Annotated in this window: 28 protein-coding genes and 1 pseudogene; 12 read left to right on the top strand and 17 right to left on the bottom strand. The window is 71.7% G+C overall.

The features are described 5' to 3' along the window. The first annotated feature begins 81 nt into the window (after positions 1-81). Both ACP4E5_RS34770 and ACP4E5_RS34765 read left to right on the top strand, forming a co-directional pair. Positions 82-1,200, top strand: a complete 1,119-nt coding sequence (locus ACP4E5_RS34770; protein WP_425835743.1) for an aryl-sulfate sulfotransferase — start codon at positions 82-84, stop codon at positions 1,198-1,200. Then, positions 1,185-2,525, top strand: a complete 1,341-nt coding sequence (locus ACP4E5_RS34765) for a uracil-xanthine permease family protein (RefSeq protein WP_425835741.1) — start codon at positions 1,185-1,187, stop codon at positions 2,523-2,525. The genes ACP4E5_RS34770 and ACP4E5_RS34765 overlap by 16 nt, the downstream gene beginning before the upstream one ends. Here the strand turns inward: ACP4E5_RS34765 and soxR are convergent. Then, the gene (gene soxR, locus ACP4E5_RS34760) at positions 2,473-2,949 is read right to left on the bottom strand and encodes a redox-sensitive transcriptional activator SoxR (protein ID WP_425835739.1); all 477 of its coding nucleotides are present in this window, start codon (positions 2,947-2,949) and stop codon (positions 2,473-2,475) included. The two genes, ACP4E5_RS34765 and soxR, sit on opposite strands and share 53 nt — an antisense overlap. Before the next feature lie 102 nt (positions 2,950-3,051). Between soxR and ACP4E5_RS34755 the strand changes: the two genes are divergently transcribed. Then, positions 3,052-3,513, top strand: coding sequence for a MaoC family dehydratase (locus tag ACP4E5_RS34755; protein ID WP_425835737.1), 462 nt, complete (start codon positions 3,052-3,054; stop codon positions 3,511-3,513). Between the two features lie 45 nt (positions 3,514-3,558). Here ACP4E5_RS34755 and ACP4E5_RS34750 read toward each other — a convergent pair whose 3' ends face one another. The 4 genes from ACP4E5_RS34750 to ACP4E5_RS34735 form a co-directional block, all read right to left on the bottom strand. Continuing rightward, positions 3,559-4,194, bottom strand: a complete 636-nt coding sequence (locus ACP4E5_RS34750) for a TetR/AcrR family transcriptional regulator (protein ID WP_425835735.1) — start codon at positions 4,192-4,194, stop codon at positions 3,559-3,561. 95 nt (positions 4,195-4,289) lie between these two features. Next, positions 4,290-4,490 (bottom strand): hypothetical protein, encoded by a 201-nt coding sequence (locus tag ACP4E5_RS34745; protein WP_425835733.1) that lies wholly within the window; start codon positions 4,488-4,490, stop codon positions 4,290-4,292. Positions 4,491-4,542: 52 nt separating this feature from the next. Next, on the bottom strand, positions 4,543-4,833 hold the full coding sequence (locus ACP4E5_RS34740; protein WP_266721342.1) for a YiaA/YiaB family inner membrane protein: 291 nt from the start codon (positions 4,831-4,833) through the stop codon (positions 4,543-4,545). Positions 4,834-4,914: 81 nt separating this feature from the next. After that, a complete protein-coding gene (locus ACP4E5_RS34735) occupies positions 4,915-6,066 on the bottom strand; it encodes an acyl-CoA dehydrogenase family protein (RefSeq protein ID WP_425835731.1) in 1,152 nt (383 codons plus the stop codon). Positions 6,067-6,156: 90 nt separating this feature from the next. On the opposite strand from ACP4E5_RS34735, the gene ACP4E5_RS34730 reads away from it, so the two are divergent. The 3 genes from ACP4E5_RS34730 (at position 6,157) to ACP4E5_RS34720 (ending at position 8,702) form a co-directional block, all read left to right on the top strand. After that, the gene (locus tag ACP4E5_RS34730; protein WP_425835729.1) at positions 6,157-6,807 is read left to right on the top strand and encodes a TetR/AcrR family transcriptional regulator; all 651 of its coding nucleotides are present in this window, start codon (positions 6,157-6,159) and stop codon (positions 6,805-6,807) included. Between the two features lie 77 nt (positions 6,808-6,884). Then, the gene (locus tag ACP4E5_RS34725) at positions 6,885-7,601 is read left to right on the top strand and encodes an ArsR/SmtB family transcription factor (RefSeq protein ID WP_425835727.1); all 717 of its coding nucleotides are present in this window, start codon (positions 6,885-6,887) and stop codon (positions 7,599-7,601) included. 111 nt (positions 7,602-7,712) lie between these two features. Further along, positions 7,713-8,702 (top strand): urea transporter, encoded by a 990-nt coding sequence (locus ACP4E5_RS34720; protein WP_425835725.1) that lies wholly within the window; start codon positions 7,713-7,715, stop codon positions 8,700-8,702. 31 nt (positions 8,703-8,733) lie between these two features. Here ACP4E5_RS34720 and ACP4E5_RS34715 read toward each other — a convergent pair whose 3' ends face one another. The 6 genes from ACP4E5_RS34715 to ACP4E5_RS34690 all read right to left on the bottom strand — a co-directional run bounded on the left by ACP4E5_RS34715 (position 8,734) and on the right by ACP4E5_RS34690 (position 14,529). After that, a complete protein-coding gene (locus ACP4E5_RS34715) occupies positions 8,734-9,216 on the bottom strand; it encodes a VOC family protein (protein ID WP_425835723.1) in 483 nt (160 codons plus the stop codon). A gap of 127 nt (positions 9,217-9,343) precedes the next feature. Then, complete coding sequence (locus ACP4E5_RS34710) at positions 9,344-10,426, bottom strand: Zn-dependent alcohol dehydrogenase (RefSeq protein WP_425835721.1); 1,083 nt, start codon at positions 10,424-10,426, stop codon at positions 9,344-9,346. 132 nt (positions 10,427-10,558) lie between these two features. Then, a complete protein-coding gene (locus ACP4E5_RS34705; RefSeq protein WP_425835719.1) occupies positions 10,559-11,785 on the bottom strand; it encodes an MFS transporter in 1,227 nt (408 codons plus the stop codon). A gap of 38 nt (positions 11,786-11,823) precedes the next feature. Beyond that, entirely contained in the window at positions 11,824-13,230 is a 1,407-nt protein-coding gene (locus tag ACP4E5_RS34700; protein ID WP_425835717.1) for a CitMHS family transporter, read from the bottom strand. Positions 13,231-13,385: 155 nt separating this feature from the next. Further along, positions 13,386-13,997: a TetR/AcrR family transcriptional regulator gene (locus ACP4E5_RS34695; protein ID WP_425835715.1), complete on the bottom strand. Its 612-nt coding sequence runs from the start codon at positions 13,995-13,997 to the stop codon at positions 13,386-13,388. A 19-nt stretch (positions 13,998-14,016) separates the two neighbouring features. Further along, entirely contained in the window at positions 14,017-14,529 is a 513-nt protein-coding gene (locus ACP4E5_RS34690) for a hypothetical protein (RefSeq protein ID WP_425835713.1), read from the bottom strand. Positions 14,530-14,707: 178 nt separating this feature from the next. Between ACP4E5_RS34690 and hmgA the strand changes: the two genes are divergently transcribed. From hmgA to ACP4E5_RS34675, 3 genes are all read left to right on the top strand, one after another. Continuing rightward, positions 14,708-16,030, top strand: a complete 1,323-nt coding sequence (gene hmgA / locus ACP4E5_RS34685; protein WP_425835711.1) for a homogentisate 1,2-dioxygenase — start codon at positions 14,708-14,710, stop codon at positions 16,028-16,030. Between the two features lie 60 nt (positions 16,031-16,090). Then, positions 16,091-16,840 (top strand): GntR family transcriptional regulator, encoded by a 750-nt coding sequence (locus tag ACP4E5_RS34680; RefSeq protein WP_425835709.1) that lies wholly within the window; start codon positions 16,091-16,093, stop codon positions 16,838-16,840. Positions 16,841-16,928: 88 nt separating this feature from the next. Next, the gene (locus ACP4E5_RS34675; protein ID WP_425835707.1) at positions 16,929-18,131 is read left to right on the top strand and encodes a type ISP restriction/modification enzyme; all 1,203 of its coding nucleotides are present in this window, start codon (positions 16,929-16,931) and stop codon (positions 18,129-18,131) included. 131 nt (positions 18,132-18,262) lie between these two features. Here the strand turns inward: ACP4E5_RS34675 and ACP4E5_RS34670 are convergent, their stop codons facing one another. Next, complete coding sequence (locus ACP4E5_RS34670; protein ID WP_425835706.1) at positions 18,263-18,973, bottom strand: TetR/AcrR family transcriptional regulator; 711 nt, start codon at positions 18,971-18,973, stop codon at positions 18,263-18,265. Between the two features lie 63 nt (positions 18,974-19,036). Between ACP4E5_RS34670 and ACP4E5_RS34665 the strand changes: the two genes are divergently transcribed. Both ACP4E5_RS34665 and ACP4E5_RS34660 read left to right on the top strand, forming a co-directional pair. Further along, positions 19,037-20,023 carry an ATP-binding cassette domain-containing protein gene (locus ACP4E5_RS34665; RefSeq protein WP_425835704.1) on the top strand — a complete coding sequence of 329 codons (987 nt, stop codon included), beginning with the start codon at positions 19,037-19,039 and terminating at the stop codon, positions 20,021-20,023. Between the two features lie 29 nt (positions 20,024-20,052). Then, positions 20,053-20,805, top strand: coding sequence for an ABC transporter permease (locus ACP4E5_RS34660; RefSeq protein ID WP_425841882.1), 753 nt, complete (start codon positions 20,053-20,055; stop codon positions 20,803-20,805). An 18-nt stretch (positions 20,806-20,823) separates the two neighbouring features. On the opposite strand, the gene ACP4E5_RS34655 is transcribed toward ACP4E5_RS34660, so the two are convergent. The 4 genes and pseudogenes from ACP4E5_RS34655 to ACP4E5_RS34640 form a co-directional block, all read right to left on the bottom strand. Beyond that, entirely contained in the window at positions 20,824-22,572 is a 1,749-nt protein-coding gene (locus ACP4E5_RS34655; protein ID WP_425835702.1) for an amidohydrolase, read from the bottom strand. A gap of 272 nt (positions 22,573-22,844) precedes the next feature. Then, entirely contained in the window at positions 22,845-23,114 is a 270-nt protein-coding gene (locus ACP4E5_RS34650; protein ID WP_425835700.1) for a hypothetical protein, read from the bottom strand. A 126-nt stretch (positions 23,115-23,240) separates the two neighbouring features. After that, positions 23,241-23,453: pseudogene (locus tag ACP4E5_RS34645) on the bottom strand (anti-sigma factor domain-containing protein); the annotation flags it as partial. 131 nt (positions 23,454-23,584) lie between these two features. Next, positions 23,585-23,740 carry a hypothetical protein gene (locus tag ACP4E5_RS34640; protein ID WP_425835698.1) on the bottom strand — a complete coding sequence of 52 codons (156 nt, stop codon included), beginning with the start codon at positions 23,738-23,740 and terminating at the stop codon, positions 23,585-23,587. Positions 23,741-23,960: 220 nt separating this feature from the next. Here ACP4E5_RS34640 and ACP4E5_RS34635 point away from each other — a divergent pair, with 220 nt between their 5' ends. Further along, positions 23,961-25,646: a serine/threonine-protein kinase gene (locus tag ACP4E5_RS34635; RefSeq protein ID WP_425835696.1), complete on the top strand. Its 1,686-nt coding sequence runs from the start codon at positions 23,961-23,963 to the stop codon at positions 25,644-25,646. Positions 25,647-25,682: 36 nt separating this feature from the next. Here ACP4E5_RS34635 and ACP4E5_RS34630 read toward each other — a convergent pair whose 3' ends face one another. Next, positions 25,683-26,492, bottom strand: coding sequence for an SGNH/GDSL hydrolase family protein (locus ACP4E5_RS34630; RefSeq protein ID WP_425835694.1), 810 nt, complete (start codon positions 26,490-26,492; stop codon positions 25,683-25,685). Positions 26,493-26,652: the final 160 nt, after the last annotated feature.

The following is a 26,652-nucleotide window of genomic DNA, read 5'->3' as shown; positions in this document are numbered from 1 at the left end:
GTTAACTCATTAACCAGTACTTAAAAAAGTTAACCACTGTCTTGATCACTGTCTTGATCTCCGACCGGATGGAGGGCCTCCATGGCTCGTGTGGACCAGAACCAGCGCCGCCGCCGCGGCACCGGACTCCTCGCCCTCGACGAGGACGCGGCGTTCGGCGGCTACACGCTCTTCGCCCCGCTGACCGGCACGGGCGAGGTGTACCTGATCGACCTGCACGGCGAGGTCGTCCACCAATGGAACCTCCCGAACCGCCCCGGCCGGCACGCGCGGATCCTCCCGAACGGGAACCTCGCCTACAACGGCGTACTGCCCGACGAGCCCGCCCTCTTCCCCATGTGGCACAAGTACCGCGGCGGCCTCATGCAGGAGATCGCCCCGGACGGCACGGTGCTGCGCGAGCACCGCGACCCGTTGCAGCACCACGACGCCCACCACTACGGCGACGGCCGGATCCTCTACACGGCGCTCGAAGCGCTGACCGGGGACGCGGCGGCGGCCGTGCGCGGCGGCGTACCGGGGTCCGAGGCCGGCGGCACCACCGTCTGGGCGGACACGATCGTCGAGGTCGACGCCGAGGGGAACACGACCTGGGAGTGGAAGGTCTCCGAGCGCCTCGGCCGCGAGGACTTCCCGCTGCACCCGGACTACGCCCGCGAGCACTACCCGCTCATCAACAGCGTGCTGCCGCTCGCCGACGGGAACATCCTCGCGAGCTTCCGCTCCGTGTCGGCCGTCGTCGTCATCGAGCGGGCGACGGGGGACATCATCTGGCGCTCCGAGCCGGGCGTGGTGTCTCAGCAGCACTGCCCGACGGAGCTGGACAACGGCAACTTCCTCGTCTTCGACAACGGCGTCTTCCGGCCGCACTGGGACGTGCCGTTCAGCCGCGTCATCGAGATCGAGCGCTCCAGCGGCAAGATCGCGTGGGAGTACCACGACCCGGCGCGCGAGTCGTTCTTCGCGCCGTTCATGGGCAGCGCCCAGCGCCTCCCGAACGGCAACACCCTGATCACCGACTCCCCCGCGGGCCGGCTCTTCGAGGTGACCGAGGACGGCTACCTGTGCTGGGAGTACATCGTCCCGTTCTTCGGCGGCTACTCCGAGGAAGAGGTCCGCAAGCTCTTCCCGTCGGAGCCCAACGCCGTCTTCCGCTCCTACCGCTACGCCGCGGCCGAGCTGCCGTGGCTGAAGCGGTGACCGCGACCGCCGCACCGCCTACAGCTCCGGTCGACGAGCGCCTGCCCCTGAAGCGACTCGTCCCCCTCGCCTGCCAGCACGTGCTGGCGGGCGTGGCCGCGCCCGTCTCCTCCGTCATCCTCATCGCGACGACGCTGAAGCTGTCGACGACGCAGACCGCCTCGCTGCTCAGCGCGACCCTCGTGCTGTGCGGGGTGGGCGCGCTGCTTCAGTCGCTCGGGGTGGCGGCGCTGCGCGTCGGCGCCCGGCTGCCGTTCCTGATGCTGCCGGGCGGCGCCGCGGTGGCGATCTTCCTGCAGATCGCGCAGGAGTACGGCCCGGCGACGGCCTCGGGCTCCGTCCTGGTCGCGGCCGCCTTCCTGCTCTGCGTACTCCCCTTCTACGGGCGCCTGGTCCGGCTGTTCCCGCCGCTGGTGATGGGCACGACGGTCGTCCTCATCGGCATCAACATGATCAAGGTGACCGCGCCGATGGTCGCCTCGGGTCCCGGCCTGGGCTTCGCGACGCTGGGCGTCATCGCGTTCTTCTTCCTCGTCCTGCGTGGGGTGTGGCGGCAGATGGCGGTGCTGCTCGGCCTGGTCTGCGGCACGGTGATCGCCGCGCTCATGGGCACCGACATCGAGGTCGCGCACGGCGGCACCTTCGCGCTGCCCGACCCCTTCCCGTACGGCGCCCCGCACTTCGACCTGCTCGCCGCCATCCCGCTCCTGGTCTTCGCCCTCGCCTCGCTCGCCGAGGCCACCGGGCAGACGGTCCTCAACAGCGAGGCCGTGGGCCGCACCCCCGACCCGGGCCGCGACGTGCCGCGCATCGCCCGCGCCGACGCGCTCGTCTCGCTCGCCTCGGGGCTCTTCGGTACGTCGCTGATGGTGACCAGCGCCGAGAACATCGGCATCGTCCAACTCACCCGCGTACGCAGCCGGTTCGTGACGGCTGCGGCCGGTGTGCTGCTGATCGTGTGCGGCCTGATCACCCCGCTGACGCGCGTGCTCGCGGCGATCCCGGAGCCGGTCGTCGGCGCCGCGGGCCTCGTCATCTACGCGGTGATCGCCGTGATGGGCTTCGGCATGCTCTCCCGTACGGACCTCACGCACGGCACCGACAGCGTCGTCATCGCGCTCGCCCTGGTGATCGGGATGCTGCCGATCGTGGCGCCGGAGATGTACGCGGAACTGCCGACGTGGGCCCGCACCCTGTTCGGCAGCGGGGTCGCGGCCGGGGCGATCGCGGCGGTCGTGCTCAGCGCGGTATTCAGGGCGCTGGGGCCGAGGATCATGCCTGCGCCGGACGCTCCCGGCGTTCCCCCATCAGACGGGAGCCCGTGAGGCGCTCGCCGAAGACGTCGTCCGGGTTGGACAGGACGCAGGTCTCCAGGGACAGACAGCCGCACCCGATGCAGTCGGTCAGATGATCTCGCAGCCGGCCCAACTGCTTGATCCGCTCGTCCAGTTCGGACCGCCAGACCTCCGAGAGGCGCGCCCAGTCGTCCCGGTTCGGGGTGCGCTCCTCGGGGAGCTCGGCGAGGGCGTCGCGGATCGTGGCGAGCGGGATGCCGACGCGCTGGGCGGCCCGGATGAAGGCGACGCGGCGCAGGGTGTCGCGGCAGTACCGGCGCTGGTTGCCCGAGGTGCGGCGGCTGGTGATCAGACCCTTGGACTCGTAGAAGTGCAGCGCGGAGACGGCGGCGCCGCTGCGCGCCGACACCTGGCCGACGGTGAGCTCGTGGATCTTCTCCGGAATCTGTGGCACCCATCCGAGAGTAGACGAACCTAGTGCGGGAGCGGCTGCGTTGTTAGCATGCGAAGAGCCCTGAGCAAGCGCTTAGGCATCGTATCTGGGAGGTCACTGAACATGGCGGAGCCGCGCGTTTTCAAGGACGTCGACGACCTGAAGGGCGCCGTCGGCGAGCAGCTCGGGTACAGCGACTGGGTCGAGATCGAGCAGAGCCGCATCGACCAGTTCGCCGAGGCGACGGGTGACCACCAGTGGATCCACGTCGACCCGGAGCGCGCGAAGGACGGGCCGTTCAAGACGACCATCGCGCACGGCTATCTGACCCTGTCGCTGCTGCCCCTCTTCGGCCCGCAGCTGATGAAGGTCGAGGGCATGAAGATGGGCGTCAACTACGGGACGAACAAGGTCCGTTTCCCCGCCCCCGTCCCGGTCGGCTCGCGGCTGCGCGCCACCGCGAAGGTCACGAACGTGGAGGACGTGGCCGGCGGCGTGCAGGTGACCGTGGCGTTCAGCGTGGAGCGCGAGGGCGGCGACAAGCCGGTGTGCGTCGCCGAGTCGGTGTCCCGCTACTACCTCTGAGCCGCGCTACTGCTTCTGAGTCCCACTACTGCCCCCTGAGTCCCGCTACTGCTTCTGGGCACTCACCATGCGCAGCACGAGGTCGGCGTACAGTGCGCCGACCTCGTCGGGCGTCCGCTTGCCCTCCGCGTTGAACCATCGGGCCACGTCGATGCAGAGCGAGAGCACGGCGACCGTGGTGCCCGGCACGTCGGGGACGTCGAACTCGCCCGCCTTCACGCCGTCGTTGATGATCTCCCGCACCGCGGAGTCGCTCCGCCGGCGCAGCGCCACGATCTCGGGCCGGTTCTCCTCGCCGAGCGAGTCCAGCTCGTACTGGACGACGCGCGCGGTCATGTGGTGCCCCGCGTGCCAGCGGACGAAGGAACGGACGGCCTCCGCGAGCCGCTCGGCGGCCATGCCCTCGCTCTCGACGGCCCGGAGCAGGATCGCCAGGGCCTTGTCGTGGCCGATCCGGCTGATCTTGAGAAGCAGCTCTTCCTTGGTCTTGTAGTGGATGTAGAGCGCGGCCGGGCTCATGCCGGCGCGGCTCGCGATGTCGCGGGTCGTGGTGGCGTGATAGCCACGCTCGGCGAACGCCTGCACCGCGGCGACGAGCAGCCGCCGGGCCGCGTCGGGCGTGACATCGGCCCACGGCATCTCGTCCGTGGCCTCGCTGTCACCACGCTCGTCCTGCGTCATCGGTGCACTCACATCCTCCCGTGGGGCTGGTGCCACACCCTACCCTCCGGGGTGAGCGAGCGCTTAGCCCCCGGTTTCGGGAAACGGGGCGCGTTTCACTCGGGAGGCGCCACCATGGTGGCCAGGATCGCGCGCACCGTCTCCAGCGTCGAGGAGGCGCCGCGAAGGAGTTCGACGACGACCGGTTCCGGGTCGGCCCGCTGAAGCTGTACATCGACGACGTGGTGGAGCCGCACACCGCCGCGGTCCTCGGGCGACGTGGACCGGTTCGCGCGGCTCGGCGTGGTCGCAAGCAAGGACTGGGCGGAGGGCGGCGGCGAGGTGGTGCACTCCCGCGGCTGACCCGCCTCACACCACCGGCTTGAACGGGTCGTGGTCCGCAAGGATCTTCTCCAGGCGGGCCTGGTCGACCCTGCTCACGATCTGGCCCGCCTCCTGGCGGTCCCGGATCACCTTGGCCAGCGTGAACGCCGACGTCGTGAGGTAGAGGACGGCGATCGCCAGGAACGCGCGGATCCAGCCGCTGACGTCGAGGCTGTAGATCCCGATGGCCGTCGCGGTGAGAGCGACGACGAAGGAGGCGACGGCCTGTCCGTAGAAGGCCACGGTGTTCTGCTGCTTGACCGGTGTGTCACTCATGCGGACAGCATGGAGCGGACGGGGGCGCACCCCCATCCGCTCCGGTACTCAACTACGTACTCATTCCAGGTCAGTTGGGGATCAGAAGGCCGACACGCCCGTCAGCGCGCGGCCGATGATCAGCTTCTGGATCTGGCTCGTGCCCTCGTAGAGGGTCATGACGCGGGCGTCGCGCAGCAGCTTCCCGACGGGGTACTCGTCGATGTAGCCGTAACCGCCGAAGACCTGGAGGGCGTTGTTCGCCGCGCGGACCGCCGCCTCGGACGCGAACAGCTTCGCCTTGGACGCCGCCGTCGCGAAGTCCTCGCCGCGGTCGATGAGATCGGCGACGCGCCAGGTCAGCAGGCGGGCCGCGTCCACGTCGACGGAGATGTCGGAGATCAGCTCCTGCACCAGCTGGTACGAGGCGATGGACTTGCCGAACTGCTCGCGCTCGCCCGCGTATCCGACGGCCGCGTCGAGGGCGGCCTGGGCTATGCCCACGCAGCCGGCGGCCACCGACATCCGGCCCTTGGCGAGCGCGGACATGGCGATCGAGAAGCCCTTGCCCTCCGGGCCCATCATCGCGGAGGCCGGCACGCGGACGTCCTCCAGGACCAGCTCGGCGGTGGCCTGGCCGCGCAGCCCGAGCTTGCCGTGGATGGTGTTGCGGGTCAGGCCGGGGGTGTCGGTGGGGACCAGGAAGGCGGAGATGCCCTTGTGGCCCGGGGTGTCGTTGGTGCGGGCGAAGAGGAGGACGACGTCGGCCCAGGTGCCGTTGGTGATGAAGATCTTCGTGCCATTGATCACGTAATCGTCGCCGTCGCGCACGGCCCGGGTCTGGAGATCCGCCGGGTTCGAGCCGTGGCCCGGCTCGGTGAGGCCGAAGCAGCCGAGCGCCTCGCCGGCCGTCAGCCTCGGGATCCAGTGCCGCTTCTGTTCCTCGCTCGCCCACTGCTGGATCGGCTTGGTGACCAGGCCGAGGGAGACGGAGACGATGCCGCGCACCGACGAGTCGCCGCGCCCCAGCTCCTCCGTGACCAGCGTGTACGCGAGGTGGTCGCCGCCCGAGCCGCCGTACTCCTCGTCGATGGTCAGGCCCAGGAAGCCGACCTCGCCGAGCTTCTTGACGATGCCCCGGTCCACCTCCTCCGCCCGGTCCCACGCCACCACGTTCGGCGCGATCTCGCGGTCGACGAAGTCCTTGGCGAGCCGGCGCACCGCCGTCTGCTCCTCGCTCAGCTCCAGGTTCATGCGCCACTCCCGTGTGGTTCGGCCCGATCAACCGGATCACCGGTTAATTAGCACTGCTAGTTTATGGCTTGCAGCCCTACTATGTGCCGCATGGCCCGACCGCGCAAGCCCCTCCTGAGCAGAGATCGCATCGTCGACGCGGCCCGCACCCTCGTCGACGCCGAGGGCCTCGCGGCCGTCTCGACGCGACGGCTCGCCGCCGAGCTCGGGGTGAGCGGGCCCTCCCTCTACAACCACTTCCGCACGAAGGACCAGATCCTGGAGGCGGTCGCCGACTCGGTGAGCGCGCAGGTCGACCTGTCGATGTTCGAGGCGGACGACGCGCGGGACTGGCGCACCGCGCTGCACGACTGGGCCGTCTCCTACCGGGCGGCGCTGCGCGCGCACCCGAACATCGTCCCGGTGCTCGCGCGCGGGCCGGGACACCGGCCGGCCGGACTGCGGCTCGCCGACGCGGTGTTCGGCTCGATGGTCGACGCCGGGTGGCCGCCGCCGCAGGCCACGTCCATCGGCGCGCTCATGCGGTACTTCGTGACGGGCTCCGCGCTCGGCTCGTTCGCCGGCGGCTTCCCCGACGACGAGGCGGCGTACGACCCCGCCGACTATCCGCACCTCGGCCAGGCGCATCTGCTCGCCGAACGGCAGGAGATCGTCGACGACCGCGCCTTCGAGACGGGACTCACGGCGCTGCTCGACGGGCTCGCCGTGCAGTACGAGCAGGTGGGCGCGGGGGCGCGCTGACGGTTCGGGGCGGGTGACGCCTCCGCGCCGGTGACCGTTCGGCGGGCGCCGAAGCGTGGGCGGGGCATGGTGGACGTATGGCCGCCTCCAAGGAACCCGGCGCTCCGCGCCTCGCCGCTCTCGCCTCGCTGATCGCCGACGAGACGCGGGCCGCCTGCCTGCTCGCGCTGTTCGACGGGCGGGCCTGGACGGCGGGCGAGCTGGCGCGGCACGCGGGCGTCGCGGCGTCGACCGCGAGCGAGCACCTGGGCAAGCTCGTCGCGGGCGGGCTGCTCGCCGAGGAGCGGCAGGGCCGCCACCGGTATCTGCGGCTGGCCGACGCGCGGGTCGCGCAGCTCCTGGAGGGCCTCGCCGGATACGCCGCGCCGGACGGCGGGGAGCGGCCCCCCACGCTGCGGGCCACGTCGGCGCGGACCGCGATGGCCCGCGGGCGGACCTGCTACGACCATCTCGCGGGCCGGCTCGGCATCACGGTCACCGACGCGATGGTCGAGCGGGGACTGCTGCGGGCCGACGCCGACTCCTCGGCCTTCGCGCTCACCGACGCGGGGCACGGCTGGTTCCGCGACCTCGGGTCGCCGCTGGAGCCGGGGCCGCGGCGGCCGCTGACGCGCGGCTGCCTGGACTGGACGGAGCGCCGGCCGCACCTGGCCGGACGGGCGGGCGCCGCGCTGTGCACTCACGCCTTCGCGGCGGGGTGGGTCGAGCGGATCGGCTCCGAGCGGGCGGTGCGGGTGACCGGGGCCGGGGAGCGGGCGCTGCGGGCGGAGCTGGGGGTGTCGGCGGCGCACTGAGCGGGCGCGGTGGCGGTGGCGTGTTCCCGCCCCCGGCCCGGAACTTCCCAGGGAGTAGCTGTAACGTACATTCGCCGGGCCGGAAACATCTTCGTAACACGGGAGCGGCGCATGGCGCAGACGATGGATGCCGCGATTCATCAGGAAATCGGGCAGAGTTGGGCAACCGACTGTAGACAGTTCGCACTGCGCGTGCTGCGCGGAATCGGCCAGGTGACGTTCCTGCCGCGCGCCCTCACCGGCGCTCTGTTCGCCGCCGCGCTGTTCTCCGCCGGGTGGGAGTACGGGCTCTACGGGGTCGGGGGCGCCGCCGTCGGCACGCTGGTGGCCGCGCTGCTCGGGGTGGACAAGGAGCGGCTCACGGTCGGCATGGAGGGGTTCAACTCGTGCCTGGTGGGCGTGAGTTGTGCGGTCTTCTTGAACCCTGACCAGCTGTCGTCGGTGCTCGTGGCGCTGCTCGGGTGCGCCGCCGCGACCGTGGCCACCGCCGCCGGGGGCCGGGCCCTCGGCTCGTGGGGGCTGCCCGCCCTGACCCTGCCGTTCTGCCTCGTGGCGAGCGTCGTCACGCTGGCCGCGCCGGGGTTCGCGCGGGTGTGGACCGGCGGGGGCGGCATCGCCGCGTTCCCCCGGGCGGTGTCCGGGGCCAGGACGGGCCTCCAGCTCGACGACGTCGTGCACGGGTTCTTCGCCGGATTCGGCCAGATCTTCCTGATGCCACAGTGGTACGCGGGGGCCCTGGTGCTCGCCGGGCTGCTGGTGGCCGGGCCGCGGGTCGCGGGCGTGGCCTGCCTCGGGAACGTCGCGGGCATGGCGACCGCGTGGGCCCTCGGCGAGCCCGCCGCGCAGCTCGCCGACGGCACGTCCGCGTACAACGCCGCGCTTGTCGCGCTCGCGCTGTGCGGGGTGTTCCTCGCGGCTACGCGGCGGACGGTGGCGTACGCCGTCGCGGGGGCCGTGGCCGCCACGGTGTGCGCGCCGGCGTTCGGGGCGCTCGCGGCGCCGGTGGGCGGGCACATGTTCACGTGGCCGTTCGCGCTCACCACGCTGGTGTTCCTGGTCGCGGCGAGGTCGTTCCCCCGGTTGACCCACTCAGGGGCTTGAAAAACCAACCACCGCAGGGGCTTGGATTGGGTCAGGCCGATTCGAGGGTGGCGACGTCCAGTTTGCCCATCTTCATCATCGCGGCCAGGACCCGGCCGGCCCGGTCCCGGTCGGGGTCCGCGAGGAGTTCGGGGAGGCGGCGCGGGACGATCTGCCACGACAGGCCGTACTTGTCCTTGCACCAGCCGCACGGACCCGCCTCGCCGCCGTCCGCCGTCAGGCGGTCCCACAGCCGGTCGACCTCGGCCTGGTCGTCGCAGTCGACGGAGAACGAGACCGCCTCGTTGAACTTGAACTCGGGGCCGCCGTCCAGCGCCTGATACTCGGTGCCCGCCAGGCGGAACGACACGACGACGCCCGAGCCCGGCTCCTGGGACCCCTCGTCGCCGAAGCGCTGGACCTCGAGGACCTTGTTGTCGGAACCGGGGAAGAGCGACATGTAGAAGTCGACGGCCTCCTCGGACTTGCCGTCGAACCACAAGCAGGGGCGGATCTTCTGAGCGCTGGCGGACATGGTGTGCCTCCTGGGTTCCCGATCCGATGCCGGTGCCGGTCGCGCCGGTCTGCCATCAGACTTCTCCTCTTACAGACCGGACGCGACCCGGGAACTCATCGGCACGGCGGCCCCGGAAGCGGCAGCCCTAGAACACGACCAGCGCCCGCCCGCCCTTGCCCGCCACCATGTTGTCGAACGCCGCCGGGATCCCGTCCAGAGCGATCCGCTCGGTCACGAGGGTGCTCAGGTCGAGGCGCCCCGCACGGATGTGCTCGGCGAGCACCGGGAGGTCCTGTGCCGGGTCGCAGTTGCCGTAGACGCAGCCGGACAGGGTGCGGCCCCAGTGGAAGATCTCCAGGGCGTTGAAGGTGACCTGCTGGTCCTTGCCGCCGATGCCGACGACGGTGGTGCGCCCGCCGCGCCGCGTGGACTCCCAGGCGGTCCGGATCGTGACGGCACGGCCGACGCACTCCACCGCCACGTCGACGCCCTGCTTGTCCGTGAGCCCGCGGATCTCGCGCGCGGTCGTCTCGGAGGCCACGACGTAGTCCGTGGCGCCCGCCGCGCGGGCGAGTGCCTCCTTCTCCGGGGAGACGTCGACCGCGATGATCTTCGAGGCCCCCGCGATGCGCGCGGCCTGGAGCGTGGCGAGGCCGACACCGCCGACGCCGTACACCGCGACGGTCTCCCCCTCCCGTACGCGGGCGGAGTGGTGCACGGCGCCGTACCCGGTGAGCACGGCGCAGCCGAGCAGGGCCGCGTCGGTGAGCGGGACGCCGGCCGGCACCGGCAGGACGCAGTTCGCGGCGACGACCGTCTCCTCGGCGAACGCGGCGACGTTCAGTCCGGGGTGGAGGTCACTGCCGTCGGACGCGCGCTTCGCGTGGATGTTCGCCGCTCCCGCGAGCGCGTTGGCGCACAGCCAGACCTCGCCGAGCCCGCAGGCGTGGCAGCTGCCGCAGGAGGGCGCCCAGTTGAGGACGACGCCGTCGCCGGGGGCCACGTGCGTGACGCCTTCGCCGACGGAGACGACGGTGCCGGCGCCCTCGTGGCCGAGGACCGCGGGGACCGGGACCCGCATGGTGCCGTTGGTCAGGGACAGGTCGGAGTGGCAGACGCCGGCTGCGGCGAGCCGCACCCGGACCTGGCCGGGCCCCGGTTCGGGCAGGTCGATGTCGGCGATCTCCAGCGGCGAGCCGACGGCGGGCAGTACAGCGGCGCGGACCATGGTGAGAACAACTCCCTGAGCGAGTGCGGGGTGTCACGTACGTGCCCAGCCAAACTAGCGTCGCTAGTTTCAGGGGTCCAGGGGTCCAGGGGTCCAGGGGTGCTGGCGTCTGCTGGGGCCCGGGCCGCCGGGTCAGTGCCGCTGGCGCTCCTTCTCGCGTCGGCGGAGGCGGGGAGCCCATGTCCTCTTGGGCACGGAACCGCGCCCGCCACCGCCCCGCACGCCGAGCCCCGCCGCGACGGCCAGCAGCCCGCCCAGCATCACGAACGGCGCCGCCGTCCCCGCCACGCCCGCGATCACGCCCGCGGACGCCGGTGCCGCGACCTGGCCGAGCCGGTTGCCGGTCAGCCGGAGCGCCAGGGCGGTGGAGCGGGCCTCGGCGGGGGCGGCCTGGACGACCGTGGTCATGGAGAGCGGCTGGCCCACCCCGAGGCAGAAGCCGAGGACGATCAGCATCGCGCCGAGCACCCACACCGGCACGGGCAGCGCGATGCCCGCGCACAGCAGCGCCGCGAGCAGACACGTCGTCGCGATCAGGGCGGTCCTGCCGAGCCAGTTGATGAGCGGGGTCATGACCAGGCGGCAGGCGACCGTCGCGCCCGCGCGCAGGCTGAGCAGCACGCCGACCACGGAGGGCGCGATGCCCCGGTGCTCCCCCACCACCGGCAGATACGCGGTGAGGATGTCGGTGGCCGACAGGACGGCGAGGCTGATGAAGATGCCGCCGGGCACGCCACGGGTGCGCAGGATGCGGTGCACGGGGACCCGGGAGGCGTCCTTCGTGCGCGCGCCCGTCCGCGTACGGACGGTCTCGATGCGCCACAGCGAGGTCACGGCCAGCGCGCAGACGCCCGCCGACACGAGGAGCGCGAGCGCGCTCGTGCCCGCCATGTCGTGGCCGTCGATCAGGGCGCCCGCGGCGATCGGCCCGACGAGCTGGCCGAGGGAGGCGCCGATGGTGAAGTGGCCGAAGTTGCGGTCCTGGTCCTCGGGCGCGGACTGCCGGGCGACGATCGACTGGGCGCCGATGACGAAGCACAGGTGCCCGAGGCCCATGACACCGCTCCAGGCGGCCATCGCCACAAGGGTGTTGGCGAGTCCGCTCAGCGCGCACCCGCCCGCGATGAGCGCCACGCCGATGGGGAGCAGCGGCGCGCACCGGCCGTGGTCCGTGCGTCGGCCGAGCGGCACGGCGGCGAACAGCGGGAGCAGCGCGTAGACCCCCGCGATGACGCCGACGGCACGCTCGTCGGCGCCGAGCGCGAGGGCCCGGTAGGAGACCGCGGGCCGCGCCATCGACACCGCCCCCTGCGCGAAGCTGAAGGCGATGACGAGGCGGAGCAGCCAGGCACGGCTCATGAGGTCACACGGTCCATCGGGTCACTGGATTCATCGGGTCACACGATTCCGAACAGCAGACCGGCGCCGAGGACGACCAGCGCGGTCAACGCCGCCCATTTCACGGTGAACTTGGTGTGGTCGCCGAACTCGACCTTAGCCATGCCCACGAGCACGTAGACCGCGGGGACCAGCGGGCTCGACATGTGCAGCGGCTGTCCGGCGAGCGAGGCGCGGGCGATCTCGAGGGTCGAGACGCCGTGCGCGTGACCGGCCTCGGCGAGCACCGGCAGGATGCCGAAGTAGAAGCCGTCGTTGGACATGAAGTACGTGAAGGGGATGGACAGCACGCCCGTCACGAGTGCCATGTGCGGGCCCATCCAGTCGGGGATGCCGCCCACGACCCACTTCGCCATGTGGTCGACCATGCCGGTGCCCTGGAGCACGCCGGTGAAGACGGCGGCGGCGAAGACCATGCCCGCGACGTTGAGCACGTTCTCGGCGTGCGCGCCGATCCGGGCCTTCTGGTCGGCCATGTGCGGGTAGTTGACCGAGAGCGCGAGCGCGGCGCCGAGCATGAACAGGACCGGGATCGGCAGCAACTCCATGATCATGGAGGCCAGGAGCACCACGGTGAGCAGGGCGTTGAACCAGTAGAGCTTGGGGCGCAGGGTGGCCCGGTTCGGGTCGAGCCCGGAGAACGTCTCGCCCTCTTCGTTCTCGTACGAGGGGGTGGACGACGCGGATCCGCCACCGGCGCCGGCACCGGTCCCCTTGCTGCCGCTCCCGGCGCCGACGAGCACCTTCTCCTCGACGGTCTCGGTGACCGTGACGTCCTCGTCGAGCGACAGGTATCCGAGCCGCTTGCGCTCCCGGCGCCCGAGGACGTACGAGAGGGCGAACACGAAGACGAGGCCGACGGCGAGCGCCGGGATCATCGGCACGAAGATGTCACTGGCGTCCACCTTCAGCGCGGTGGCGGCGCGGGCCGTCGGGCCGCCCCAAGGCAGCGTGTTCATCACGCCGTTGGCGGTCGCGGCGACACCCGTCATCACGACGAGGCTCATCTTCAGGCGCTTGTACAGCGGGTACATCGCCGAGACGGTGATCATGAAGGTGGTGGAGCCGTCGCCGTCGAGCGAGACGATCGCGGCGAGCACGGCCGTGCCGACGACGATGCGGACGGGGTCGGCCTTCGCGAACTTCAGGATGCCGCGCACGATCGGGTCGAAGAGACCGACGTCGATCATCACGCCGAAGTAGACGATCGCGAACATCAGCATGGCGGCGGTCGGTGCCAGGTCGCCCACGCCGTCGAGGACGTAGTCACCGAGGTGCGCCCCCTTGCCCACCAGGACGCAGAACAGCGCCGGTATGAGCACGAGTGCCGCGATCGGCGACACCTTCTTCATCATGATCAGCACCAGGAAGGTGGCGATCATGCCGAACCCGAGAATGGTCAGCATGGAGGGATTCCCTAACGTCTGCGTTCGCCTTCGAACAGCCGCCGTGGGGGAGGCAGCCAGCGAGACGCTAGGTGGGTCGAACAAGCGTTAACAAGACGTTGACACGCGAGCAATAAGCGCAAAACTCCAGGTCACGGGCGGTTCACGCGGCTGCGTCAGTCGAGTACGCGCGCCAGGTACGCGCGCAGCAGCTCCCGCACCTCCCCGATGACCGCCGCGTCGCCGCGCTCCGGGTCGATGCGGAACGCGAGCCGGACCAGGGCGTCGGCGGACTCGACGGCCACCAGGAACGCGCGGCGCAGCGCGGCGTCCGGGGCGCGGTCGAGGCGCGGGGCGAGGAGTTCGGTGAGGGTGTCGGCGACGCGGTGGTTGGGGTCGGCGTCCGGGGCGCCCACGGGGACCTGGGTGCCGAAGTCGACCAGGGAGAAGCCCGGCGCCGTGCGCTTCATCGCGAGGTACTCGTCGAGCACCGCGTCCATCGCGGCCCGCCAGTCGCCGGCGGGAACCTCCCTGAGGCGCGCGGTGACCCGCCGCACGTACCGGTCGAGGTTGCGATCGGCCAACGCGTCCACCAGGGCGCGTTTGTTGCCGAAGAAGCGGTAGACGGAGCCGATGGGGACCTCGGCGCGGTGCGCGACCGCGCGGGTGCTCAGCTCGTCGTAGCCCGTCTCGTCGAGGAGTTCGGCGCAGGCGTCGAGGATCCGGGACAGACGCTCGGCGCTGCGCCGCTGAACGGGCGCCCGGCGCAGGGGCGTTGAGTGGGCCATCCCGCCAGACTAGAACAGGCTAAGGGGAGGCGGTCAGGTCCGCGGTGGCCTCGACGGGCTTGTCCGCGACGGCCCACACCGTGTGGTCGTCGGCGTAGAGGCGGGCGGTGAGGTGGTGGGTGCCGCGGTGCAGGCGGGTGCCGGGGAGGCGGTAGTCGACGGAGCGCGGCCGGGCGAGGAAGCGGCCGTCGAGGTAGAGCCGCACGTACCCGTGGCCCTCGACGGCCCGGGCCGGGGTGCCCGGAGGGCTGAGGCGGAAGCGGCGGACCCGGACGCGGACCTCCCAGCCGCCCGCGGGGCCCGTCTGCGGCTTCACGATCAGGCCAACCTCCGGTGCGCCCTCCTCGGGGACCCGGCGGTAGTGGTGGCCCTCGGCGTCGGTGCGGGAGAGGACCTCCCCGACGCGCCGCGGCCCGCCGTCGTCCCTCCCGCCCCTCCCGTCTCCGCCGTCCCCGCAGCCCGCGGCGCCCGCGAGCAGGGCGCAGGTCAGCAGCGCCACGGCGGGCGCGCGCAGGGACGGAAGGCTGGGCATGTCCCGGACGGTAGAGGACCGTTGACGTCGGCGGATCCCTCGCGGGGAGGACGCCCGCGGGCGCCCGCTCGGCCTCTGGTACCGCTGCGCGTCAACCAGATGACGGACGGTGACGTCTTGCGCCGCCCACCCGCGAATCCTACGGTGTTGCATAGGAATCATTGACCAGGGAGCGATGATGAGCGGGGACGTACGCAAGACCGCCGAGGGGCTGACCTACCTCTCCGGCTTCGGGAACGAGCACGGATCCGAGGCCGTGCCCGGGGCACTGCCCGAGGGGCGCAACGCGCCGCAGCGCGCGCCGCTCGGCCTGTACGCGGAGCAGCTCAGCGGCACCGCGTTCACCGAGCCGCGGGCCCACAATCGCCGCTCGTGGCTGTACCGGATCCGCCCGTCGGCGGCGCACCCGGAGTTCAGCCGTGTCGACAACGGGGCGGTGCGCGCGGCCCCGTTCACCGAGACCGTTCCCGATCCCAACCGGCGCCGCTGGGACCCGCTGCCCGAGCCCGCCCCCGGCACGGACTGGCTGGCCGGCCTGTGGACGCTGGGCGGCAACGGCGATGCGACGCAGCGCACCGGCATGGCCGTGCACCTCTACCACGCCAACTCCCCCATGACGGAACGGGTGTTCAGCGACGCGGACGGCGAGCTGCTGATCGTCCCGCAGCGCGGCGGGCTGCTGCTGCGCACGGAGTTCGGGATGCTCGCCGCCGGGCCGGGCGAGGTCGCGCTGATCCCGCGCGGCGTCCGCTTCCGTGTCGAGCTGCTGGACGAGTCGGCGCGCGGGTACGTGTGCGAGAACTACGGCGCCCCGTTCCAGCTGCCCGACCTCGGCCCGATCGGCGCCAACGGCCTTGCGAACGCACGGGACTTCAGGGCCCCCGTCGCCGCGTACGAGGACTCCGAGGGACCGGTCGAGGTCGTCAACAAGTTCTGCGGAAACCTCTGGGCCGCGACGTACGACCACTCCCCGCTCGACGTCGTCGCCTGGCACGGCAACCACGTCCCGTACGTATACGACCTGCGCCGCTTCAACGTCATCGGGACCATCTCGTACGACCACCCGGACCCGTCGATCTTCACGGTGCTCACGTCGCCGTCCGACACCCCGGGGCTCGCCGGCGTCGACTTCGTCGTCTTCGCGCCGCGCTGGCTGGTGGGCGAGGACACGTTCCGGCCGCCGTACTTCCACCGGAACGTGATGAGCGAGTACATGGGGCTCATCGAGGGCGCGTACGACGCCAAGACCGCCGGTAAGGGGGGATTCGTGCCGGGCGGCGGCTCGCTGCACAACATGATGTCGGCGCACGGGCCGGACCGGGACACGTTCGACAAGGCGAGCGCGGCCGAGCTGAAGCCGCAGAAGGTCGACGACGGCCTGGCCTTCATGTTCGAGACGCGCTGGCCCGTCACCCTGGCCCCGCAGGCCTCGACCGCGGACCACCTGCAGCGCGGCTACGACGACGTGTGGCGCGGCCTGGAGCGCCACTTCCGCGGATAGGACCCATCGTCCATGGTCGCCGCATTGCACCACTCCCCCCACGACCGGTACGGATAACCCGTGACGTCATTCGCCCCGGACTCGATCGTCCTGAACCGCAAATTGCCGCTCTGGTATCAGGTGTCGCAGTCCCTGCGCGCCTCGATACTCGGAAGATCGCCGCAGGACCCGCTGCGCCTGCCCACCGAGGAACAGCTCGCGGGGCACTACGGGGTCTCCGTGCTCACCATGCGTCAGGCACTGAAGGAGTTGGAGGACGAGGGCCTCATCACGCGGCACCGGCGCCGCGGCACGTTCATCGAGCCGGATGCCCAGCAGGGCGCGCCGGTGCGCCTGCTCGGCTCGGTCGACGCGATCGTCGCGCAGCAGTCCGGCATGACGACGCGGCTGCTCGACCACGACACGGTGCCGGTCCCCGTGGCCTTCGCCGAGTACTTCCCGGGGGCCGGGGTCGTCCCCGCGTACCACCGGCTGCGCAGCGACGAGAAGACCGGCGAGCCGACGAACCACGCCCGCAACTACCTGCGGCCCGACATCGGCGCCCGCGTCGACCTCGCGGACCTGGAGCGGTGGCCGATGACGAAGGTGCTGCGGGACGTGGTCGGCGTGCGCATCAGCCGGATCACGGACTCGGTGCAGGCACGCCTGGCGGACCCCGAGACGGCCCGCCTCCTCGAAGTCCCCCTGCTCAGCCCGATCCTGCACTACACAGGCATCACGTACGACGAAGAGGGCAGAGTCCTGGACGTGGCGGTCATCCACTACCGGGGCGACCGCTTCTCGTTCACGGTGACGTTGGACGCGGACTGATTTCAAGCCCCTGCGGCGATTGAGGCGCGGGGTCCGGGGCAGAGCCCCGAGTCCGCAACCACGGTGCCGCGCAAGAGGGGGACGTACCATGCCGGTCGTGACGAACGACCCGCTCCTGGCGGAGCTCATGCCCTGGTCCGTGGCACCGCTGCGCACGGGCCGCGGCTGGCCCGTCGCACCGGACGCCGCGTCCCTGAAGGCCCGTTGGGACACCTTCGTGGCGGCCGGGCAGGCCGAGCGCGCGGCGCTCCTCGAACCCTCGCGGGCCCGCACCCTGCACACCGCCACCGCCCAGCTCCCGGGCCAACGCACCGGCACGGAGCCCCTCGCGCACGCGGAAGGCCCCTGCCCGGAACCCGTACCGCTGCTGCACGGCCCGTTCGACGAGCAGTGGCTCATCCCGGACCAGCGCCTGATCGACGCGGCACGCCCCGAGTTGTGGCGGGTCGCGGACGAGCGGCAGCTGTTCCTCGTCGAGCAGGGCTACGTGCCGGACGCCGGCGGCCCCGCGCTGCTCGCGTCCGCCGTGCTCCCGGAGGGCCGCTCCCCCGCCGGCCGGCCCGGCCGCATCCGCCCGCTGTACCGCCGCCCCGGCGGCGCGGAGCCGAACGTGGCACCGGGCCTGCTCACCCACCTCTCCGGCGCGTACGACCGGGAGGTGACGGCGGCCGATCTGTTCGCGTGGATCCTGGTGGCGGGCGCCCGCGACGGCTCCCCCGACATCCGCGTGCCGCTGCCGGACGACGCCGATGTGTGGGCGCGCGGCGTGGAACTCGGCCGCCACGTCCTGTGGTTGGAGCGGCGCGGCACGGACGCCGAGCGCCCCAAACTGCCCGGCGGCCGCCGCCCGTACGTGCGCGCCCCGCTGCCGGCCCGGCCGACGGAGATCCTCTACGACCGCGAGGAGGAGGCCCTGCACATCGGCGACGGGCGCATATCGCCGGTGCCCGAGGCGGCCTGGGACTTCCGCGTCAGCGGGGTGGGCGTCCTGGAGCAATGGTTCGCCCGCCGCACCGGGCCCGCCGAGCCGGGAACGCTCGCGGCCGTGCGCCCGGCCACCTGGCCCCAGCCGTGGACGTCACAACTCCTGGAGCTCATCACGATCCTGACGCTCCTGTCCGATCTCGCCCCGCTCCAGAAGGAGTTGCGGGAATCCGCCCTCGCGGACCCGATGACCACGAAGGACCTGGAACAGGCGCGCGTGCTCCCGGTCCCGGACGCGGCCCGCCGCCCGGCCTCCGTCCTGGACCACCAGGAAGAGGGCCCGGGCGGCCAGTTCGCGATCCTGTGACACTCGGGGAGATCGGGAGCGAGCGCTCCCGGCACCGGAACGCGAGCACCTGGCCGGCCACCGGCCCGGCCGCCAGGAACCGGGCGAGGGCGACCTGTTCGCACTCCTCCCACACCGCCCGGCGGGCATGCTCACTCCGCCGCGAACCCCTCCAGCGTCCTCCGCAGCGCCCGCTCGAACACGGCCTCCAGGTCGATCGGGCCCGCGTCCTCGGCGAACGACGCCGCGAGGCGCGGATAGCGGCCCGAGGCCAGCTGCCGGCCCAAATACCCGATCCGCACCGCCTGTTCCTGTTCGGCGCTCCACGGCAGGGAGCGGGTCCGCTCGGCCGTCGCGATCTCGTTGGCGACGTACGTGGTGACCACGCTGGTCACCGCCGCGACCAGCTCCATCTTCGTGCCGTACGGCAGGTCGAGCGGGTCGAGGCAGGTCAGGCAGTACTCCAGGTACGCCAGCGCGTTGGGGCTGAACCCGTAGACCGGTGACATCAGGCCCGGCATCCAGGGGTGCCGGTGCATCAGCTCCCGTGCCTGCCGGGCGAGCCCGAGCACGTCCGCCCGCCAGTCGCCGCTCGGCTCCGGGAACGCGTACTCGGCGCTGACGGCGTCGACCATCAGCTCGTACAGGTCCTCCTTGCGCGGCACGTAGTTGTAGAGCGACATCGTGCCCATGCCCAGCTCACCGGCGACCTTCCGCATGGACACCGCGTCGATGCCCTCGGCGTCGGCGACGCGCACCGCCGTCGCCGCGATGTCGGCCCTGCTGTGGGCAGGCCGTGGCCCCCTCCCGGCGCGCTCGGGGCGCGCCCAGATCACTTCGGGTTCGGCCGCTCGGCCCGTCATTGATCATCACCTCGCGCACCATCCTAGTTACGTACACCGTACGTAGTGCGCTACGGTGGGGCCATGACTTCTACGTACGCTGTACTTAGTGAGGGTCTGGAGAAGCGCTTCGGCAAGGGAGCGAAGACCGTGCACGCCGTACGCGGCCTGGATCTGGCGGTCCGCGAGGGCACGGTGTGCGGCCTGCTCGGGCCGAACGGGGCGGGCAAGACGACCGCGGTCCGGCTGCTCACGACCCTGCTCAGGCCCGACGCCGGCACCGCGCGTGTCGCCGGGTACGACCTCACCGCCGACCCGCGGTCCGTCCGCCGCAGCATCGGCGTCACCGGCCAGTACGCCTCGGTCGACGGCGACCTCACCGGACGCGAGAACCTGCGCCTGTTCGCCCGCCTGCTGCGCGCGCCGGGCGCCCGGGCCCGCGCCGACGAGCTGATCGAGCGCTTCGAGCTGACCGGCGCCGCCGACCGCGTCGCGCGTACGTACTCCGGCGGCATGCGCCGCCGACTCGACCTGGCCGCGAGCCTGATCACCCGCCCCGCCGTGCTCTTCCTCGACGAGCCGACGACCGGCCTCGACCCGCACAGCAGGAACGACATCTGGGAGGCCGTGCGCGAGCTGTCCCGCGAGGGCACGACCGTCGTCCTCACCACGCAGTACCTGGAGGAGGCCGACCAGCTCGCCGACGACATCGTGCTCATCGACGAGGGCCGCGCCGCCCACTCGGGCACGCCCGCCGAACTCAAGGCGCAGATCGGCCACTACGCGGAGGTCGTCGTGCCGGAGGACGCGGGCGAGCAAGCGCTGCACGCGGCGGCCGTCGTCCTCGACCAACTCACCGGAGCCCGGCCCCGGTTGGACGCCGAGCGCCGCACCGTGGGCGCCGTCGTCCTCGATCCGGCCGTCACCCTCCCCCGCGTCGTGCGCGAACTCGACGCGTCCGGCGTCCCGTTGCTCGACGCGACGCTGCGCCCGCCCACACTCGACGAGGTGTTCCTGCGCCTCACCGTCACCGGACACACCACCACCGAGCCCCAGGAGGCCGCCGCGTGAGTACCGCCATCCTCTACGACGGCACGGCCATGCTCGGCCGTCACCTCCAGCGCGTCCGGCACGCGCCGGCCATCCTGATCATGACGCAGACCATGCCGATCGTGTTCCTGCTGTTCTTCGGCTACGTCTTCGGCTCCGCGCTCGCCATGCCGGGCGCCGACTACCGGGCGTTCCTGGTGCCGGGCATGCTGGTCGCCACCGCCGCGAACGGGATCATGACCGGGATGTTCGGCGCCGCCCAGGACTCGCACCGGGGCGTGATGGACCGGTTCCGTACGCTGCCGATGAGCCGGGCCGCGGTGCCGCTCGGGCAGGCGGTCGCCGATCTGCTGACGACCGCGGTCGGCCTGGTGCCGCTGGTGCTCGTGGGGCTCGCGATGGGCTGGCGGATCGAGGGCGGGCCGACCGCCGCGTTCGGCGCGTTCGGGCTGCTCCTGATCTTCCGGTTCGCCGCGACGTGGGTCGGGATCCTGCTCGGGCTCGCCTCGCGGAGCGAGGAGGCGGCGGGGCAGCTGGGCGGCGCCACGTTCATGCTGCCGCTGCTGTCGAACGCGTACATCCCGACGGACGGGATGCCGGGCTGGGTGCGCACCCTCGCCGAGTGGAACCCGATCAGCGCGGTCGCGACGGCCGTGCGCGAGCTGTTCGGCAACGCGCCGGTGCCGCACGGCGCGGCCTGGCCCGTGGCGCATCCTGTGGCCGGCTCGCTGGCGTGGTGCGCGGTGCTGCTCGCGGTGTGCGTGCCGCTCGCCGTCCGCCGCTACACGCACGGCGGACGGTGAGCGGATCGGGAGCGTCGCCTACTTCTGCGGGGCCAGTTCGGGGCCCAGCGAGGAGAACTTCTCCTGGGACACGACCCGCTTCGGCGGCCAGGTGATGTTGCTCGGCGGCCACTTCTGCCCGGTCTTCTTCAGGAACCACTGCGGCGGCTCGTACATGGGCGGCTCATAGCCCTCCGGGATCGCCGTCTTCCACTCGACGTCCTTCGTACGGTCCTTGAACTCGTCCTTGATCGCCTTGAGCCGCTCCGGCTGGGTGATCAGGTCGACCGCCGTGGCCGCCAGATACTTCGCGGCGGCGAGCACCGCGGCCTGTCCGGGCGCGGCGGCGGCGCAGGCGGCCGTGGACCAGGTGTGGAACTTGCCGCCGATGGGGGCGAGCGCGGCGCCCATCGACACGGTCGGCACGTTCCAGCTGATGTCGGCGACGTCGGTCGAGCCGCCGCCGAGGAACACCGGGTCGGGCGGCTTGAGTTCGGCGACCTTGTCGTGCATCCCGGCCTCGGGGAGCCCCAGCGACTTCTGGAGGTCCTTCGCCAACTGGTGGGCCTGCGCGCTGAATTTCGGCGGGCCGATCTGCTGCATGTTGTCGTGCAGCAGCTCCGCGAAGGACTTGGAGGGCAGTTGGTTCCAGCAGGCGGAGGTGATGCGGTGCTGCACCTTCGTCTGCGAGGCCTTGGCGGCGGCCTCCGAGATCGCGATCACCTTGTCGAGCAGCACCTGGACGCGGGCGGTGCTGCCTTCGCGCACGTAGTAGCTGATCTCGGCGATCTCCGGCGTGACGTTCGGGATGTCGCCGCCGTTGTTGATCACCCAGTGCAGCCGGGCGGAGGGCGCCATGTTCTCCTCGCGCAGGAACTCCGACATGGTCGCCATCATCACGGCGGCGTCGAGCGCGGACTTGTTCCCGAGCGGGGTGCCGCCGTGTCCCGCGACGCCGAGGAACGTGAAGGTCACGGCGGTCATGGCGTTGCTGGTGCCCCAGCCGGTGGCGTTGGCGGTGGAGGGGTGCCAGTCGAGGAACGCGTCGAGGCCCTCATACACGCCCTTGCTGACCGCGTACGTCTTGCCGATCAGGGCCTCCTCGGCGGTGGAGCCGAAGAACTTCACGGTGACCGGGAGCTTGTGCTGCTTGGCGGCCTGCGCGACGGCCGCCGCCGCGGCGGCGGCAGCGGTGCCGAGCGCGCTGTGCCCGCAGCCGTGACCAGGACCGTAGCTCGGGGTGAAGGGGTCGTGGATGTACTCGCGCGGGTCGTGGTGTCCGACGCCCTTGTTCTGCGAGAGGCCGGGCAGCGCGTCATACTCGCCGCTGAACCCGAGGACCGGGCCGCCGCTGCCGTACGAGTAGGTCGCGGTGAACGCCGTGGGGAATCCGGCCGTGCCGAACTTCACGTCGAATCCGGCCTTTTCGAGGAAGCCGGCCTCGGCGATCGAGGAGTTCCACTCGCGCAGCGACAGCTCGGCGTGCTCCCAGATCTCCTCGTTCAGACCCGTGATGCGGGAGCTGTTGGCGCCGATCCAGCCGAGGGCGGCGGTCTTGGCGGGGCTGTCCTTCGCGAGACCCTCGGGCGCCTTGTATTCGGCGAACTCGGCGCCGTCCGCCGCCGCGCCGTCCGCCGCGGCGGCCATCGCCGGGTCCGCCTGGGCGGTCATCGCGGCGGTGGTCACTCCGGCGGCGCCGAGCATCTGTACGATGCGGCGTCTGCTGATCTGCGGCCCGGACGTGGCCTGGGGCATCTCGTGCTCATGGTGGTCGTGCAGGTCACACACGCGTACCTCCGGGGGTGAGGTGGGTGTAGCTGTAGCTGCCATCGACGATCACGCGCCACAGTGGACCCTGGAGGTTGCCCCGTCAACATCCGTACGTGACAAGGGCGTTACGCGGCGTTCGGGCAAGCGGGCACGACAAAGGCCCGCATCGTCCTCCTCGCCGGAGTGTCCGCCGCGTGCCGTGGGGATGACGGTCGCTGTGCTGCGCGGCGATACACCAGACGGCGCGGAGGCGCGATACGGGCCTTGTCTCATACTGGGGCGGCCGCTTCCTAGTGGCCGCCGAACAGCGAGCGGCGAAGCCGCCGCAGCGGCGCGAAGAGCGAGACCCTTCGCATCCGTGCGCGGCTGCCGCTGCGCTCGTGCGCCGTGTCACGCGTGGTCAGCTCGCGCATCAGCGACGTCGCCTCCACCGTCTCGCGCTGCGGGACGGCAGGGCCGCCGAGCACCGAGAGATGGCGGTCGAGGCGCGAACTGGTCGCACTGTTCCCGCAGGTGATCGCAGGCACTCGCGGCCTGCTGCGCACTGTTATCTGTTCCATGTCACTCCCCACCCGTACGAGGGCACCCGGCCCGGGCAGGTTAACCCTATCGCCCCAGCGCGACACCCGTGTATCCCGGTCGCAGTATTCACCTCCCCCGTAAGGAGGTTGACGGTTCGAAAGCGATCACTCTCCGAATACGACTGATTCCAGGGCGAGTTGGACAAGTGGGGCGCTTATGGGCCGTCGAGAACCGCCGTCCGGCTCCGCCGTGACAGCGAGTGAGGAGACGCCCGGAGTCAAGCCGGTGGCCACCACCGGCGTGTCGGAGCCGTCGTCGGGCAGCACACCGAGGGAACGCGGCGGCGCCGCGGGCCCTGTGACAGTGATCACCGCGCGGCGCACCGGGGCGACCTTCGACGGACGCCGGGTCGCCCTTGATGTGCGTACGACCGGCGCGGTGTTCCGACCCGGGCAGGCGGGGCTCAGGACGCTGTGCGTGGGGTGCGCGTCGCCTTACGGGTCTTGTGTCACGGCACGAACTCGGCCCCGGTTTGGCCGAGTTGGCCGTCGGCATCGCGCTGCTCCTCGGCGCGCTGCACGCGCTCGCGCCCGGCCCGACCGCGCGCCGCGTCCGTGACGGTCACGCACATGCTCGGCGTGATAGCCCTGGGCGTCCTCGTCACAGCCGGCTCCGCGGGGCGTGGCGGCACCGCACGGCGGCACGGGCGCACTCGCATGACCACGGGTTCGCGCGGTGGGGCCTGAGCCGCGCGGTGCCGTTCGGTTCGGACTTCGTCGTGGTGGTACTCGGCTGCGGATTGGTGTTCAAGGGGGCCGCAACGGCACTCGGTTGAGCTACTTTTGTTCAGACTTGTCGTGCCGCGCTTGCTTGTCTTCCCACGAATGGGGGCGCCCGTGGTTGAGCGTGTGGTCGCCGGACGGTACCGACTGCTCGACCCCCTCGGCGCGGGCGGCATGGGCACCGTGTGGCGGGCCCGCGACGAGGTGCTCGGGCGCGAGGTCGCCGTGAAGGAGGTGCGCGCGCCCGCCGGGCTCCCGGACGCCGAGGTGCAGCGGATGTACGCGCGCCTGGAGCGGGAGGCGTGGGCCTCGGCGCGGATCACGCACCGCAACGTCGTGACGGTCTACGACGTGGCCACGGAGGAGCACCGCCCTTGGGTGGTCATGGAGTTGGTCCGCGGCGTCTCGCTCGCCGAGCAGTTGGACGCGGAGGGCCCGATGCCCCCGGCGCACGCCGCGCACATCGGCGCGGAGGTGCTCGCCGCGCTGCGCGCCGCCCACGAGGCGGGCGTGCTGCACCGCGACGTGAAGCCCGCGAACGTACTCCTGTCGAACGAGGGCAGGGTGGTACTCACCGACTTCGGCATCGCCATGGTCGAGGGGACGCAGGCGCTCACCATGACGGGCGAGGTCATCGGCTCCCCCGAATTCCTCGCCCCTGAACGGGCGTTGGGGCGGACCCCGGGACCCGAGTCGGACCTGTGGTCGCTCGGTGTGCTGCTGTACGCGTCCGTGGAGGGGCACTCGCCGTTCCGCCAGGAGACCCCGCTCAGCACGCTGCGGGCCATCGTGGACGAGGAATTGCCGCCACCGGGCCGCGCGGGGCCGCTGACGCCCGTGATCGAGGGACTGCTGCGCAAGGATCCGGCGGAGCGGACCCCGGCGTCCGAGGCCGAGCACGACCTGCGCGTCGTCGGTGCGGGCGGCACCCTGCGCGCGGGCCCGGTGCAGGCGTCCCCGCTCGCCTCGCAGCCGACGATGACCTCCATGCGGTCCCCGGTGCCCACGCCTCCCCCGACGCCGATACCGGTACCGACCCCGGCGGGCGCGGCGCGGACGGCCGCCACGGCCCCGGTCCCCGCCGGGCCGGGGACCCGGCACCCGCGCCGCGCCTCGGTGGCCGTGATCGCGGGCATCGTGGTCCTCGTCCTCGCCATCGGAGGACTCACGTACGCCCTGCTCAACCGCGACTCGACCCCCAACGGGAACGCGAACAACGGCGGCGGCACGTCCGGAGGCGGGAACAGCGGGGGCACCACAGGCGGCAACAGCGGCGGCAGCGGTGGTAAAAGCGGGGGCGGCAACGGCGGCGGGACGACCGGCGACAACAACGGCGACGGTTCCACCGGCGGAGGAAACGGCGGCAACGGCGGCTCCAGTGGCGGCCACACGACCACTCCGGCCCAGTCCGTCCGGGTCACCGTCCGTACGGTGCGCGGCAGTTACTCGGGCCCGTGCCCGCCACCGCTCGCCGCCGCCCCGGCGTTCGCCGCCACGATCACGGTGGGCCGCACCCCGGCCTCCGTTCAGTACCGCTGGGTGGTGAAGGGCAGCGCCGCCTCGGGCTCCGGCTGGAAGACGCTGACCGTCCCCAAGGGCGCCGCGAACAACGCCCGTACGGTCACCACCACGCTGACGCGCTACGAGGAGGGCGGCACGCTGCGCGGCCAGATCGGCGTCGAGGTGCGCAGCCCGGTGGCGGCGACGTCCAACTACGCGTCGTATGCGATCACGTGCGAGGTGGTGACCCCGACGAGCGGGGCCACCACCGGTTCACCCACGTACTGAGGCCCGCGGCACCGAGGTCCGCGTGCCGGGAGCCGGCTACGCGGCGGAGGCGAACACGGGCAGGTACCCGCTCGACTGCCCGGTGGCCGTGGGGTGGTACGACTCGCCGATGTTCGACCAGTTGACGCTGTGCAGCCACGCGGCGCCGGAGCAGATCTCGTGCCCGGTGAACGTGCTGGTCACGTCGCCGAAGGTGAAGCCCCTGGTCGCGGCGTTCTGCTTGATGGTGGAGTTGAGGAGGTCCGCCGCGCTGTTGATGGCCGAGCGCTCGTTCTCGGAGAGGCCCGCCACGCAGCTGCCGCTGAGCTTGTAGAAGCGCGGGTAGCCGAGCACCACCACGTGCGCGGCGGGCGCCTTCGTACTGATCGCCGAGTAGACGTCGGAGAGCTTGCCCGGCAAGGTCGAAGTGACGTACGCGCGCGCTTCGTTGACGCGGTTCAGGCAGGTGGACTCGGAGTACAGGACGCAGGTCGTCATGACGTCGGCGAAGCCCGCGTCATTGCCGCCGATCGAGATCGACACGAGCCCGGTGCCCGCGCCGAGCGGGCCGAGCTGATTGGCGATGACATCACCCGTACGAGCACCCGAGCACGCGGTGAAATTAAAGCTTGCGGGTGAGTGGGCCGCCGCCCACAAGGCGGGGTACGCCTTCGTGGAGCGCTTGCAGTCGCCGCTGCCGGCGTCGTAGCTGCCGGCGCCGACGCCGGAGGAGTAGGAGTCACCGAGGGCCACATAGCCCGTGGGCGCCGCGGAGTCGGAGGCCACCGCGGCGCTCGCCCCGGTCAGGGCTGCCACAGCGGCGAGGACGAAAGAGGAGACGTGGGCCGCAATCCGGAAAGATCTCATGGAACCTCCCTTTAGCAGGATCGGCAGGGTCGCTGCCGCCCGCTTGTGTTGCAGGTTCATGCCAGGGAGATGACATACCCTCAGCTCATCGGCGCTACGCCCGTAGAAGGCCACTCAACTGGACTGCTGCGCTCCGGAGTTGCCCTGATTGTGTCCTTGA

It is taken from the genome of Streptomyces fractus (assembly GCF_049844455.1).
In the GTDB taxonomy this organism is placed as follows: Bacteria; Actinomycetota; Actinomycetes; order Streptomycetales; family Streptomycetaceae; genus Streptomyces; species Streptomyces fractus.
This window is presented reverse-complemented; position numbering and strand designations above follow the sequence as displayed.